15 protein-coding genes are annotated in these 13,464 nt (G+C 44.7%); 8 read left to right on the forward strand and 7 right to left on the reverse strand.

Annotated features, from left to right (window positions below):
* Positions 1-98: 98 nt before the first annotated feature.
* Positions 99-500 carry a methylglyoxal synthase gene (gene mgsA / locus ACFOGI_RS03785; protein WP_390268641.1) on the reverse strand — a complete coding sequence of 134 codons (402 nt, stop codon included), beginning with the start codon at positions 498-500 and terminating at the stop codon, positions 99-101.
* Between the two features lie 26 nt (positions 501-526).
* Positions 527-1,360 (reverse strand): nickel pincer cofactor biosynthesis protein LarC, encoded by an 834-nt coding sequence (larC, locus tag ACFOGI_RS03790; RefSeq protein WP_390268644.1) that lies wholly within the window; start codon positions 1,358-1,360, stop codon positions 527-529.
* A 235-nt stretch (positions 1,361-1,595) separates the two neighbouring features.
* Here larC and ACFOGI_RS03795 point away from each other — a divergent pair, with 235 nt between their 5' ends.
* Together ACFOGI_RS03795 and larE are read left to right on the forward strand one after the other, a co-directional pair.
* Complete coding sequence (locus ACFOGI_RS03795) at positions 1,596-2,795, forward strand: ROK family protein (protein WP_390268647.1); 1,200 nt, start codon at positions 1,596-1,598, stop codon at positions 2,793-2,795.
* A gap of 126 nt (positions 2,796-2,921) precedes the next feature.
* Complete coding sequence (gene larE / locus ACFOGI_RS03800) at positions 2,922-3,758, forward strand: ATP-dependent sacrificial sulfur transferase LarE (protein WP_390268650.1); 837 nt, start codon at positions 2,922-2,924, stop codon at positions 3,756-3,758.
* 130 nt (positions 3,759-3,888) lie between these two features.
* Here larE and gndA read toward each other — a convergent pair whose 3' ends face one another.
* Complete coding sequence (gene gndA / locus ACFOGI_RS03805) at positions 3,889-5,298, reverse strand: NADP-dependent phosphogluconate dehydrogenase (protein WP_390268652.1); 1,410 nt, start codon at positions 5,296-5,298, stop codon at positions 3,889-3,891.
* Between the two features lie 35 nt (positions 5,299-5,333).
* The gene (gene uxaC / locus ACFOGI_RS03810) at positions 5,334-6,731 is read right to left on the reverse strand and encodes a glucuronate isomerase (protein ID WP_390268655.1); all 1,398 of its coding nucleotides are present in this window, start codon (positions 6,729-6,731) and stop codon (positions 5,334-5,336) included.
* Between the two features lie 275 nt (positions 6,732-7,006).
* Here uxaC and ACFOGI_RS03815 point away from each other — a divergent pair, with 275 nt between their 5' ends.
* Together ACFOGI_RS03815 and ACFOGI_RS03820 are read left to right on the forward strand one after the other, a co-directional pair.
* Positions 7,007-7,579: a M15 family metallopeptidase gene (locus tag ACFOGI_RS03815; protein WP_390268658.1), complete on the forward strand. Its 573-nt coding sequence runs from the start codon at positions 7,007-7,009 to the stop codon at positions 7,577-7,579.
* A 67-nt stretch (positions 7,580-7,646) separates the two neighbouring features.
* Positions 7,647-8,225 (forward strand): GbsR/MarR family transcriptional regulator, encoded by a 579-nt coding sequence (locus ACFOGI_RS03820; RefSeq protein ID WP_390268661.1) that lies wholly within the window; start codon positions 7,647-7,649, stop codon positions 8,223-8,225.
* 79 nt (positions 8,226-8,304) lie between these two features.
* On the opposite strand, the gene ACFOGI_RS03825 is transcribed toward ACFOGI_RS03820, so the two are convergent.
* Together ACFOGI_RS03825 and ytzI are read right to left on the reverse strand one after the other, a co-directional pair.
* Positions 8,305-9,279, reverse strand: a complete 975-nt coding sequence (locus ACFOGI_RS03825; RefSeq protein ID WP_390268663.1) for a Gfo/Idh/MocA family protein — start codon at positions 9,277-9,279, stop codon at positions 8,305-8,307.
* Positions 9,276-9,437 (reverse strand): YtzI protein, encoded by a 162-nt coding sequence (gene ytzI / locus ACFOGI_RS03830; RefSeq protein WP_390268666.1) that lies wholly within the window; start codon positions 9,435-9,437, stop codon positions 9,276-9,278. The genes ACFOGI_RS03825 and ytzI overlap by 4 nt, the downstream gene beginning before the upstream one ends.
* 422 nt (positions 9,438-9,859) lie before the next feature.
* Here ytzI and ehuB point away from each other — a divergent pair, with 422 nt between their 5' ends.
* From ehuB to ehuA, 4 genes are all read left to right on the forward strand, one after another.
* Entirely contained in the window at positions 9,860-10,765 is a 906-nt protein-coding gene (gene ehuB / locus ACFOGI_RS03835) for an ectoine/hydroxyectoine ABC transporter substrate-binding protein EhuB (protein ID WP_390268669.1), read from the forward strand.
* 186 nt (positions 10,766-10,951) lie between these two features.
* Positions 10,952-11,578, forward strand: coding sequence for an amino acid ABC transporter permease (locus ACFOGI_RS03840; protein ID WP_390268684.1), 627 nt, complete (start codon positions 10,952-10,954; stop codon positions 11,576-11,578).
* Positions 11,578-12,297 carry an ectoine/hydroxyectoine ABC transporter permease subunit EhuD gene (gene ehuD / locus ACFOGI_RS03845; RefSeq protein WP_390268672.1) on the forward strand — a complete coding sequence of 240 codons (720 nt, stop codon included), beginning with the start codon at positions 11,578-11,580 and terminating at the stop codon, positions 12,295-12,297. The genes ACFOGI_RS03840 and ehuD overlap by 1 nt, the downstream gene beginning before the upstream one ends.
* Positions 12,294-13,064 carry an ectoine/hydroxyectoine ABC transporter ATP-binding protein EhuA gene (gene ehuA, locus ACFOGI_RS03850; protein WP_390268675.1) on the forward strand — a complete coding sequence of 257 codons (771 nt, stop codon included), beginning with the start codon at positions 12,294-12,296 and terminating at the stop codon, positions 13,062-13,064. Before ehuD ends, ehuA begins: the two co-directional genes overlap by 4 nt.
* Positions 13,065-13,121: 57 nt before the next feature.
* Here the strand turns inward: ehuA and ACFOGI_RS03855 are convergent, their stop codons facing one another.
* Positions 13,122-13,394 (reverse strand): hypothetical protein, encoded by a 273-nt coding sequence (locus ACFOGI_RS03855; RefSeq protein WP_390268678.1) that lies wholly within the window; start codon positions 13,392-13,394, stop codon positions 13,122-13,124.
* Positions 13,395-13,464 lie beyond the last annotated feature (70 nt).

The following is a 13,464-nucleotide window of genomic DNA, read 5'->3' on the forward strand; positions in this document are numbered from 1 at the left end:
TCAAATAATAATTCGCTTTTTTCGGCCCGTAGGAGGGGGATTCAGGAAAGGTTCCGGTCCTTACAGCCAACCTTTCCTGGAGTAGACGCAATTTGCGCCTACCGATCCTTTACAACTTCCCTCCATTGCAGGTCTCCCCTCTCCAAGGAATGGATGAGCAGCTCAGCAGTTCCCATATTAGTCGCAAGCGGTACATTATATACATCACTCAAGCGCATGAGGGCAGAAACATCGGGTTCATGCGGCTGGGCAGTAAGCGGATCACGGAAGAATAATACCATATCCATACTGTTATCAGCTATTAGAGCGCCGATCTGCTGGTCGCCTCCAAGAGGGCCGGACTGGAACCGGTGGACGGAAAGCCCGGTATTCTGAGCAATCCTCAAACCAGTTGTTCCTGTTGCATATAATTCATGTTTACGAAGTATATGTTGATAGGCGCGGGCAAAATTGATAATGTCCTGTTTCTTTTTATCATGAGCGATCAATGCTATTTTCATGTTCATTCCCCTTTCCGGATCAATATCTATTTTCCAATGACCGTGCGCAGCACATTTGGATGGTTTTTAAACGTTTTGCTCCCTGCCCCGTATCCTATCTCTTTTATTTCCATAGAAGGCATAGCACCGTAATCCTCTGCAAGTACTGCTGCAATTGCAGCACCTGTCGGCGTGGTCAGCTCTCCTTTGATATTACTTGTCATTATCGGGACACCCCGCAATATTTCCAGGGTAGCGGGTGCCGGCACTGGATAGATTCCATGGTCAATATGAATTTTCCCCCCGCCTACCGGAATCGGGGAACACACAATTGTTTCCACTCCCAACTGATGGATGAGGATTGCGGTTCCTACAATATCTATGATGGAATCCACTGCTCCTACTTCATGAAAATGCACCTGGTCCAGTGGTTGCCCATGAATCTTCCCTTCCGCTTCTCCGATTTTCGTGAAGATGCGCAATGCAGTTGCCTTCACACCTTCTTCCAATCCGGATTCCTCGATCATTCTGACAATATCTTTGTACGTTCGGTGTTCATGGTGATGATGACCATGATGATGGTGGTGATGTTCATGAGAATGGCTGCCATCATGGTGAGTATGCGTGTGTTCTACCACATCTTCTCCATGGGATTGCCCCTCTTCATGGGAATGATTTTCCTCTTGCAGAATAACATCAAACTTTGTACTGGTTATTCCATTTTTGTTGACGGTTGTCCATTTCAATTCATATTCATTTTCTATCTTAAGTTTCTTCAATTCTTCTTTCAAATGGGAAGCATCCGCACCGGCATCTATTAAAGAACCGATGGTCATGTCACCGCTGATACCGGAAAAACAATCAAAGTAGAGGATACTCATCTTCGATAACTCCTTCTTCTGTTGGAATGGTAAGCGAAAGTATTTATCACCTTGCATAATTGTAAACCTTTACATTATAATGGATAAGTAATGATTATAAATTTGTTTGTCAAACAAATTATGTTGTTGACTGATAAATAATAGCACTAAGGTTTTAATGACGTCAACTCCGTACCTCTAATTAATTTCACCATACACTTAGAGGCGGCCGACAGTCAAACAAGGGGGGAAAATCATGTCTACTGGCGATGGGGCATACATCAAGAAGTTGAACAGGAGCATTATATTGGAGCGCATCATTGAATATGGAATGATCTCCCGAGCAGACCTGTCCAAAATCACGGGACTGAATAAAGCGACCATTTCTGTGCAGGTAGCTGACCTGCTGGAGGAAGAGTTGCTTTATGAGACGAGGCAGGAGCACCACACCGTGGGAAGAAGACCGATCATGCTCGCCATCAACCAACAAGCTGCCTATGTATTGGGCTTCGACTTGGACTATAAGAAAATCCACTTCAGTTTATCCGACTTGCTTGGTAACCCAGTAAAAACGGGAGTCATGGAATTAGACACGATTAATTATGAAGAGATCGTTCAAATACTCGAAGATAAAATACGCTCATTGCATGAGGAATGCAAGAGCAGCAAATATGGTCTGGTCAGTGTTATGATCGGTGTCCATGGGACTGTCAACAAAGATGAACATATTTATTTTGTCCCTAAGTACCAATGGCATCATAAAAATTTGAAAGAAGACCTTGAAAAAAGACTTGGTCTGATTGTGAACGTAGAAAATAATGCCAACCTTTCCGTCTACGCAGAAAGGGTATATAAACACCAGAAAAGTGATAACTTATTAACCATTATTCTCTCTTCCGGCATCGGTGCGGGAATGATGCTAGAAGGAGAGATTCAGAAAGGCTATCATGGATACGCCGGGGAAATGGGCCACATGATTCTATCGCCCGGTGGTGAACCCTGTAGCTGCGGAAATCTAGGATGTTGGGAAAAATACAACTCAGAACCTGCCCTGTTTGCCAGATTATCCGAAGAATTAGGGGGAGCTACCCTCACTTATGATGACCTGCAACAATTGCTGAAAACGGAGGATGAGACGGCAGTTAAGCAAATGGGAAGTTTTCTCTTCCACCTAGCAATCGGGTTGAACAATATTATTAACCTGTATAATCCTGAAACGATTGTCCTGAATAGTAAAGTGCTGGAATCCACCCCAAATGCTATAGAGGAAATCGAGGCCAACTTGCATTCATCCGTCAGCCAATACAGAGAAATCGTCCTTTCCAATCTAGGTGATCAGGCATGTGTAATGGGTGCTTGTGCTCTAGCAATCAAACACTTCCTGAAGGTTCCAAAGCTCTTGCTTGACCTTCCCGAGGAACCACAACTGTATATGGAAGAGACCAAACCAGTATGATAAACAAACGCGTTCCTGCAGTTGACAGAGGGATGGGAGAGAAGTAACCTATTCTTAGGGTTGAATTTGTGAAATTGGGAAAAATCCTTATATATAAGGAAATATACGAAAAGTGAGGCGAAAAGCATGAGACAAACCACCTTGGAAAAAAATAGGCATCTCGGTCAAATCCTTTCCGGAATGAACCGCGTACTTGTAGCTTTTTCAGGAGGAGTCGACAGCACACTGGTGCTGAAGCGGGCTGAAGAAGAGCTTGGAGCAGATAACGTCCTGGCTGCTGTAGTAGCATCCGAATTATTCCGCCAGGAGGAATTTGATGGTGCTGTCAAACTCGCCGAAGAAATGGGCATTCCCGTTCTTAAAACGGAAATCAAAGAATTAGAAGACGAAAATATCGCTGCCAACACCCCGGACAGCTGGTATTACAGTAAAAAACTTCTTTACAGCCATCTGAACCAATTGGCAGAAGAAAAGGGGTATGACTATGTTCTGGATGGAATGATTATGGATGATATGGATGATTTCCGCCCAGGTCTTAAAGCAAGGACAGAAGAAGGCGCGCGCAGTGTCCTTCAGGAAGCGGATATGTATAAACAGGAAGTACGTGAACTTACCAAGGAATTGAACATTCCGGTCTGGAACAAACCGGCCTCCTGCAGCCTGGCATCCCGCATCCCTTACGGCACGAAGCTTGATAAAGCTAAAATCAAGCAGGTTGACCAAGCAGAGAAATTCATCAACCGCTTAGGTTTCGATATGGTCCGCGTCCGTCATCATGGTGAGGTGGCCCGTGTGGAAGTCACTCCGGAGAATATAACAGACCTGTTGAAGCATCGGGAAGAAATACAACTGAAACTCCAAGAGCTAGGCTTCAGCTATGTTTCCGCCGATCTGGCAGGTTACCGTACCGGGAGCATGAATGAAGTACTTCCATCTGAAACAACTTCCGCTAAAATCAGCTAAATCAAGTAAAAGAGCACTTGGAAAGGCATAAACTTTCCAAGTGCTCTTTTTTTGGCCCTTATTATTCATCACTCGCCAAAGAAAATAAAAACAGCCGGGAAGAATGCCTCCTCCGGCTGTTTTTCAGGGTTTAGAACCAGTTCGTATGGAAGACCCCTTCTTTATCTTTACGTTCGTAGGTATGTGCACCAAAGTAATCGCGCTGCGCTTGGATCAAGTTGGCAGGCAAATCTTCAGAACGGTAGCTGTCATAGTAAGCAATAGCACTTGCAAAAGTAGGAACAGCAATTCCGTTCTTGATAGCTACAGATACAACTTCACGCAGGGCAGATTGGTAGCCTTCCACAATTTCTTTGAAGTAAGGGTCCAGCAGAAGGTTTGCCAAATCTGGGTCACGGTCATATGCTTCCTTGATTTTCTGAAGGAAATGTGCACGGATGATACAGCCGCCGCGCCAAATCATAGCAATATCTCCGTATTGAAGGTCCCATCCATACTCCTGCGATGCTGCACGCATTTGTGCAAAACCTTGGGCATAGGAACATATTTTACTCATGTACAATGCCTTCCGGATGGCTTCAATCAATTCTTCTCTGTTTCCATCGAACTTTTCCGGTTTCGGTCCGTTCAATACTTTGCTTGCTTTTACGCGCTCATCTTTCAGGGAAGAGATGAAACGGGCAAAGACAGATTCAGTAATCAATGGAAGTGGTACACCTAGGTCCAGGGCGTTTTTGCTTGTCCATTTTCCTGTACCCTTCTGTCCAGCTTTATCCATGATGACATCAACCATAGGCTTTCCAGTTTCCTCATCTTTCTTCGTAAAGATATCGGAAGTGATTTCAATCAGATAGCTGTCCAACTCACCTTTGTTCCATTCCGTAAACACATCATGGAGTTCATCCGTGTCCATACCGAGTACATGCTTCAAGATGTAGTACGCTTCAGAAATCAGCTGCATATCCCCGTATTCAATACCATTATGCACCATTTTCACAAAGTGGCCGGCTCCGTTAGGACCAATATACGTTACACAAGGGTCGCCTTCTACTTTAGCGGAAATGGCTTCAAGGATAGGAGCAACCAGATCATATGCCTCTTTTTGGCCACCCGGCATGATGGAAGGGCCGTTCAGAGCTCCCTCTTCCCCGCCGGAGACTCCTGTACCGATGAAGTGGATGCCTGTCTCATCCAGCTTTTTGTTTCGACGGATCGTATCTTCGTAAAGGGTATTACCACCGTCAATCAAAATATCTCCTTCTTCAAGATACGGCTGCAAGGATTCGATGGTTGCGTCAGTAGCAGGCCCTGCTTTGACCATCAGAAGAATCTTACGAGGCTTTTCCAGTGAATTAACGAACTCCTCAATGGTTTTTGCGCCAGTAAAATTCTTGCCTTTCGCCTCATTATCAAGAAATGCTTCCGTTTTTTCATAGGAACGGTTGAAGACGGCAACAGAGTAGCCTCTGCTTTCAATATTCATCGCCAGATTTTTACCCATTACCGCTAAACCAATGACACCGATTTGTTGTTTTGACATATCTCTAACCTACCTTATTCACAAATTTAACTAAATTAGATGGAGAAATACCTTTTGGCATTTTCATAGCAGATTCCCCGGACATACTTACGAAGCAGTTCCATATCCTTTGGCACCTTGCCTTCTTCGACCCATGTACCCAGTAAATTACACAGAATCCTCCGGAAGTATTCGTGGCGGGAGAAAGACAGGAAACTGCGGGAATCAGTCAGCATTCCGATGAAGTTGCTGATAAGTCCGATATTTGCCAAGGTCTTCATCTGATCTTCCATGCCATCTATTGTATCATTAAACCACCATGCAGTTCCAAATTGAACCTTTCCAGGGACTTCCGCATTCTGGAAATTGCCTGCCATGGATGCCAGGACATTATAATCTTTTGCATTCAGGCTGTATAGCACCGTTTTTGGCAGCTTGCCAATTTTCTCCAATTCATCCAATAGGCGGGACAGCTTTTCAGCAACCAGAGGATCGCCAATGGAATCAAATCCACTGTCAGGTCCAATCTGATGGAACATTCTTGTATTATTGTTCCGTAATGGACTGATGTGGAGCTGCATGGCCCAACCTTTATCAGCATACAGTTCACCCAACGTCAGCAATGTATAGGTGCGGAACTGATCCATTTCTTTTTCGCTCAGTTTTTCACCCTTCAGCCGTTTAGCGAAAATAGCAGAAACTTCTTCCTTGGAAGCTTGCTCAAAGTAGAGTACATTTATGCCATGGTCCGAACTCCGGCATCCATGCTGATCGAAGAAATCGACCCGCTCAGCCAATGCTTGGAGAAACGCATCATACGTACTGATAGAAGATCCAGTAACATTGCCCAGTTTTTCTACCCAGTCCAGAAAATCTCCTTTTTCAATGCCAAGTCCTTTATCCGGACGGAAAGAAGGGGATACAGTAAAGGATTGATCCTCTTTGGCCAGAGCGATATGATTTGCCAGGTCGTCTGTTGGATCATCCGTTGTACCTACAAACTCCACATTATCCCTTTTCAGCAGAGAACGCACGGAAAATTCCGGCGTTGCAAGTTTCCGGTTGGCTTCTTCCCATATCGCCGGTGCTGATTCTTCATTAAAGACTTCATCTATGCCAAAATATCTCAGCAGCTCTAGATGTGTCCAATGATACAGTGGGTTACCGAAAGTGTTTGGAACGGTCTTTCCCCAAGCTAGAAACTTCTCATAATCGCTTTTATCCCCTGTTATATAGGATTCGTCAATACCATTCGCCCTGAGAGCACGCCATTTATAATGGTCGCCACCCAGCCAGATCTGTGAAAGATTATCATAGTTCTTATCTTGGAGTATCTCCTCATCGTTCAGATGATTATGATAATCAATGATCGGGAGATCTTTGGCTGTACCATGATACAGTTCTCTCGCCGTATCATTATATAGAAGAAAGTCTTCTGTTATAAACGTCTTCATTTTCATCACCCTTCCCTTTTATTGAAAACATCTTTAGCTGCTTCTTATATTAACATACATACCTTTACTAAAATAACTAGCAACTAAATTATTTTGTTTGGTAAACAAACTAATTTCACTATCACCTTCCATAATATATGTAAACGTTTTAACTTTCAAGGGGGGAACGCTTATATTTTCAACTACCAGCTCTTTTTTTACTGTCCCGCTAGAGTATTTCTTCCGGCTTCTGATAAAATGAAGTCTCTATACTCTTCTGAGAAAGGACTTCAATCATGAAAGGCATCCGAGGCATATTGCTTCCCTGGACAATTATTTTCGCTTTTTTAGCCATCGTATTTACTGCTTTTAACCAACAGCAGTCAACTGATCATAATAGGGAAGCAGGTAAGGAGCCTTCCCTCCCGGACAGTCTTCATCCGGTTGTTGAAGAAAAAAAAGATATACTGCTTGAGCGCTCCCGAGAAAAGGGGATTCGTGTAGTCATCACAGATACCGTCCGCTCCATAGAAGAACAGAATCAACTGTATGAGCAAGGACGATCAGATAATGGAAACATCGTCACCAATGCCCGAGGAGGTGAGTCCTACCATAATTACGGGTTGGCCATCGATTACGCATTGGCTGACGAAAGCGGAAACCTCCTGTGGGATATCCACTATGACGGCAATGAAAATGGAAAGTCCGACTGGAGGGAAGTTGCAGCCATTGCGAAAGAACTCGGCTTTACATGGGGTGGTGATTGGCAGAGATTTCCTGATTATCCCCACCTGCAGATGGAATTCGGCTTGAGTATACGTGAATTGCAAAACGGGGAACGCCCCGAGATAGATAAGAATGGCCAGTAATGGTATTTTCTTTTTTAAAACAGGAATGTTATTGTAACGTAAAATATAATTTCGGGGGACAGAGTTCATGAGTGAAACAACAGAAGCTTTAATAATGGAGGAACTGCAACGGGCAGAGGATCAAATTTCAGACAGGATTGCCGACAATATGAAAACATTCGGCGTCTCTTCCACCATCGGACGATTGTTGGGGATTATCTACTTGAATCGGAAACCAATGACCTTAGATCAACTTGCCGAAGAAACAGGGATGAGCAAAACCAGGATGAGTCAGGTAATGCGGCAGATGATAGCGCTGAATATTGCTGAGAAAGAATTCGTCAAAGGCAGCAGAAAAGAACATTACCGAGTGGAGAATGACTATGTTCAAACCTTTATTTCCCTATTCACCACAAATTGGAGAGAGGTAGTAAGCAAAAACTCCCATTTAGCAAGAAAATTGCAAGATCAGCTGAGAAATGTGGAACAGAGGTATGATGGGCAATTTTCAGAAACGGCACAGAAAAAGAAAGAAGAATTGGAAATAGAACTGGAGGAATGGACAGCTTACTATGACTGGATTAGCAGGCTGGTAGACTTCTTTGAAAGCGGAGAAGTTCTGAAGTCGGTTCCAATAAGGCCCGATGGGGAGAGCAAAAATAGATAGACTGAAAATGGACGAGTAAAAAGCCGCACACCCCGGCTATGGGTTGGTGCGGCTTAAATATTCTAGCTGATCCTCTCGTTCATACGGAGAATGAAAGGCCTGCTTGGCTCCGCGCTCTTTCCAGTGATTCCACGGTAAGCCTGCTTCTTTCCATGAGTGCCTCATAGAGAACCCTGTCATTATTCTCTATCATTTTCACAAAGATTTCCGCTTCATATAGCATATCATTATCCGACTGTGCCACAGCCGTTTCCTCTATCTTCTTGGACTTCCTGTCATAAAAGGTCAAGGAACCGATGGGAGCAAGATGATTCATGGTCCACGTTCCATCCTCTCCATGGATTTCTGAAGGAATAGTTGCCTGTGCAATCTTTGAGCAAAGAATGGTTATACTTGAGTCCTCATAGGTAAGAACTAAGGTACCGCTGCCATCAATCCCGTTGGCCAAGGCAACCGGAAAATAATCTACTTTTTTCGGCTCGCCAAATAAATCAATGGCCATGCTTAATGGATAGACTCCCAAATCCATCAATGCTCCGCCGGCAAATTCCGGCGAAAAAACATTCGGATTCCTTCCTTCTTTAAATGCATCGTATTTGGAAGAATACTGCACATACTGCAACACTGCGCTCCGTACCTTCCCTGCCCTGGCCAAGTGTTTCTTCAAGTTTTGATAGTTCGGAGAAAAGAGATGGCGATAGCCTTCCATGACGAAAAGATTGTTTCGATCGGCCGCTTCTTTGACCGCGTGCCATTCTTCCTCTGTAGCTACCATAGGCTTTTCACAAAATACATGCTTTCCTTTATCTAGACAACGGAGGATCTGCTCAGCATGCATGCTGTTCGGCGAGGCAATATAGACGAAATCCGAACAGTCCTCCAACATTTCATCCATCTTATCAAACCAACGGACGGCCCCATTCTTTGAAGCAAACTCTTTTGCCCTGTCTCCTGACCTCGAATACACAGAAAGGAACTGGGCTCTTCCAGAGGCTTCCGCCGCCTGAATAAAGCTCTCCGTTATCCAGCTTGTACCGATCGTAGAGAATTTCATTTCTTCTCCTCCTTCGTTTCTCTTGTCTTGCTATTATTCTGCTCATCTAAAGGGGGATCAATCGTATGTTCATATTCGTAGCCCTTTGAAATGGTAAATAAGGATAGAGCTAATACAATCGCTGCTATCACTATGGCAGCTGTTATATACATCCACATTTGTGATTCCTTCCTTTCCCATTATAAGTTCTCTATATTGTTCTGTTCCTCTTTTATTCCAATGCAATCCTACCTTTTTCCTTGCTTTTTGTCTATCATACGAGAACTCTTTAAATTCCTGTCATCCAATTATAGCTAATGACGAAAATTAGGGAATTCAAAGGATATCCATACATGGAGGAGCATAACTCTATAAGCAGGCGATGAGTTCCGATAAACACTAAATTTGACGTTATGTTGGGAATTATCAAAATATATTGCATTTGTACTCGTCTAAATTTACAGATAACATGAAAATATGATTCATGAATACTTAGTTTCATCTGCACGTCATCTTTTTTTTAGCGTTGCAGCGGTGATATATACCTAGTAGAAAAGTCACCGCAAAAGGTTTATCTAATCAAAGGGGAGGTCAAACAGGGATGAAGAAATTATTATCAACATCTTTTCTAGTACTTATGATTCTGCTACTTGCTGCCTGTGGTTCTGGCAACGAGTCAAGCGGAGGAAATGGCAACGGTGGTTCCGAGTCTGACGGCAGCAAACTGGAACAGTTGCAGGAGGCTGGTACTGTTACGATTGGATTTGCGAATGAAGCACCTTATGCCTATGAAGACAACGGAGAACTTAAGGGGGCTTCTGTCGACATTGCCAAAGCAGTTTTCGAAGAACTTGGCATCGACAACATGGAATCCCAGTTGTCCGATTTCAGCCAGTTGATCCCAGGACTTCAAGCGGGACAGTTTGATGTCGTTACAGCTGGAATGGCCATCCAACCGGGCCGGTGTGAGAATGCAGCATTCAGTGAGCCTACCATGCAGTACGGGGAAGGGTTAATTGTACAAGCAGGCAATCCACTTGGACTGGAAAGCTATGAAGATATTGCCGATAACCCTGACGCTACTGTCGTCGTTATGGAGGGAGCCACTGAGAATGAATTCTTGCGATCTGAAGGGGTAAGTGATGATCAGATCCAGACGGCATCTGATATCCCAGCAACCTTCTCGGCAGTAGAATCTGGAAGAGCAGATGCTACCACGGGTACGGAAATGACGGTTAAAATGGCGTTGGAATCAGCGGATACAGATGGACTTGAATTCGTAGAAAGCTTTGAACAGCCTGATATTGAAGGTGTACCAAGCTATGGAGCAGCAGCTTTCAGCCTGGAGAATACAGAGCTGCGTGACGCATATAATGAAGTACTTCAACAACTGAAAGAAGACGGTACAGTAGCTGAACTTCTGGAAGCTAATGGATTCAGCGAAGAAAGCAACATGGTGGAACCTGGCGAAGTGACAACCGAGGCAATTTGCAACGGAGAAGTTTAATCCACTGAGCATGCCATGCATTAGTCAATTAAACGATCAGTTGAACTAGTCGACTCCAAAGGGTCCGGTTCCCTCACCCAGGGAGCCAGGCCCTTTCATTTTTCCTGGTAACACCTGCTTATGAAAAAAAGAACAGACAAAGGAGTGATCACCATTAGTGCTATAATAGATATTTTCCCTCAGCTCATGCGAGGGCTTGGTATAACCGTCACTGTATTACTGGGCGCGGCATTTTTCGGATATCTGATGGCATTTGTCGCAGGTCTTTGCCGCTTGTCACAGAACATTTTCATACGCAAATTCACTGGATTCTACGTGGAAGTCTTCCGAGGAACTTCCTTGATTGTACAGCTCTTTTGGCTATATTATGCAATTCCGATGCTGTTCAACATTGAACTCGGAAGCAACTGGTGGGCGGGTGTCATAGCTATTGCCCTGAACTATGGAGCATACATGTCGGAGGTTGTACGGGGCTCGATCCTCTCCGTAGCCAAAGGACAAACAGAAGCAGCCACAGCATTGAATATGTCAAGGTTCCAGCGTATGCGGCTTGTCATCTTTCCTCAGGCAGTACGAATGATGCTGCCCGAATTTGGAAACTACCTGATTCAAATGCTTAAGGCTACATCTCTCGTATCATTGATCGGTATGACAGACATCCTATATTATGGAGACATATACCGAAGCTCCAACCTTTCAGAAGCACCTATTGTATACTTATTAGTACTTATCCTCTACTTTATCTTGGCATTGCCATTGATTTGGCTGACACGAAAAGGAGAAGCGATTTCTAAGAAAGGGGTGGCTGGCTGATGAATAATAATTATTGGAGCTGGGACACCTTTTCTGAAGCCTTCCCCATCATCCTTCAAGGTTTGGGTGTGACGGTAGGGTTGACATTTGCCTGTTATATCTTCGCTCTGATCTTCGGCTTTGTCTGGACATTCCTGAGGAGAATACCAAACAGGCCGTTGAACTGGGTGGTTACATGGACGATGGAATTCATCCGTTCCACTCCGCCGCTGGTTCAGTTATTCTTTATTTATTACGCATGGCCGATGATCCCTGGAATTGGTATGACACTGAGTCCATTCACAAGCGCTCTGCTCGGGCTTGGCATCCATTTCAGTACATACATCGGGGAAATATACCGGTCGGGCATTGAAGGAGTAGATAAAGGACAATGGGAAGCAGCTAGAGCATTGAACTTCTCTACCCGCAAAAAATGGACGAAGGTCATTCTGCCACAGGCACTGCCGCCTACCATTCCGATGCTTGGCAACTACTTGATCATCATGTTTAAAGAAGTACCGCTAGCTTCCACAATCGGAGTCGTCGGCATTCTCAGCCTGGCAAACAGCTATGGAGCACAATATTGGTCATACTTGGAGCCATTGACCATCGTGGCATTGATTTTCCTAGTTTTAAGCTATCCATCCGCTATCTTGATCAGAAAGCTGGAGAAGAAAATGAACACAAGATTCACTAAAAAAACAACACTTAACAGTACCAAAGGAGCGGTGACAGAATGACAGAACCAATCGTTCAATTCAAAGATGTCCATAAATCCTTCGGAGAGACGAAAGTCCTGCAGGGGATCGACCTGGACATTTTCCCCGCCGAAAAAGTCGCAGTAATTGGGCCCAGCGGTTCAGGGAAAACAACGATCATAAGAATGCTAATGACATTGGAAGAACCAACCTCAGGGGATATCCTTGTCGATGGCAGAAACCTCTGGAAAATGGAGAAGGATGGCAAAGAAATCAAAGCAAACGAGAAACATCTTCGGGAAATTCGCGGCGATATCGGAATGGTATTCCAACATTTCAATCTGTTTCCGCATATGACAATTCTCGAAAACTGTATGACTGCACCTGTCCACGTCAAAAAAGAAGATAAAAATAAAGCACGCGAACGTTCTATTGAAATGCTCAACAAGGTTGGGCTAGGTGACAAGCTGGACAGCTATCCCAGCCAGTTGTCAGGTGGCCAAAAACAGCGCGTAGCCATGGCTCGAGCCCTTGTCATGAGGCCAAAAGTCATGCTGTTTGATGAAGTCACCTCCGCCCTTGATCCGGAGTTAGTAGGTGAGGTGCTGGAAGTAATCCGGGACATTGCCAAGGAAGGTGAAATGGCGATGATTCTTGTTACCCATGAAATGGATTTTGCGCTGGACGTAGCTGATAAAGTACTCTTCTTAGATGAAGGAGTCATCGCTGAACAAGGTTCTGCCAGTGAGGTGATTGAGCATTCCGATAACGATCGTCTTAAAAGCTTTCTTCACAGGTTCCGCGCCTAATAAAAAAGCTGCCGTTTGAACGGCAGTTTTTTTATGTTTCCAGAAGGACGGCTAGACCTACAGTTCTGCACCCCTCCTGGGGATATACCCGCTCTCCCGCTGATTCCGCACTCCTCCTGCCGATATACTCCCCCTCCCGCTGATTCCGCACTCCTCCGGCTGATTCCGCACTCCTCCTGCCGATATACCCGCTCTCCCGCTGATTCCGCACTCCTCCTGCCGATATACTCCCTCTCCGCTGATTCCGCACTCCTCCTGCCGATATACCCGCTCTCCCGCTGATTCCGTGCGCCTCCTGCCGATATACCCGCTCTCCCGCTGATTCCGCACTCCTCCTAGTCAAGTCCTCATTGTTGTGTAAATTCTAGTTACAATTTTTCAACCACTTATTGATTATATG

Source organism: Virgibacillus xinjiangensis, from assembly GCF_042643145.1.
GTDB lineage: Bacteria > Bacillota > Bacilli > Bacillales > Amphibacillaceae > Virgibacillus_O > Virgibacillus_O xinjiangensis.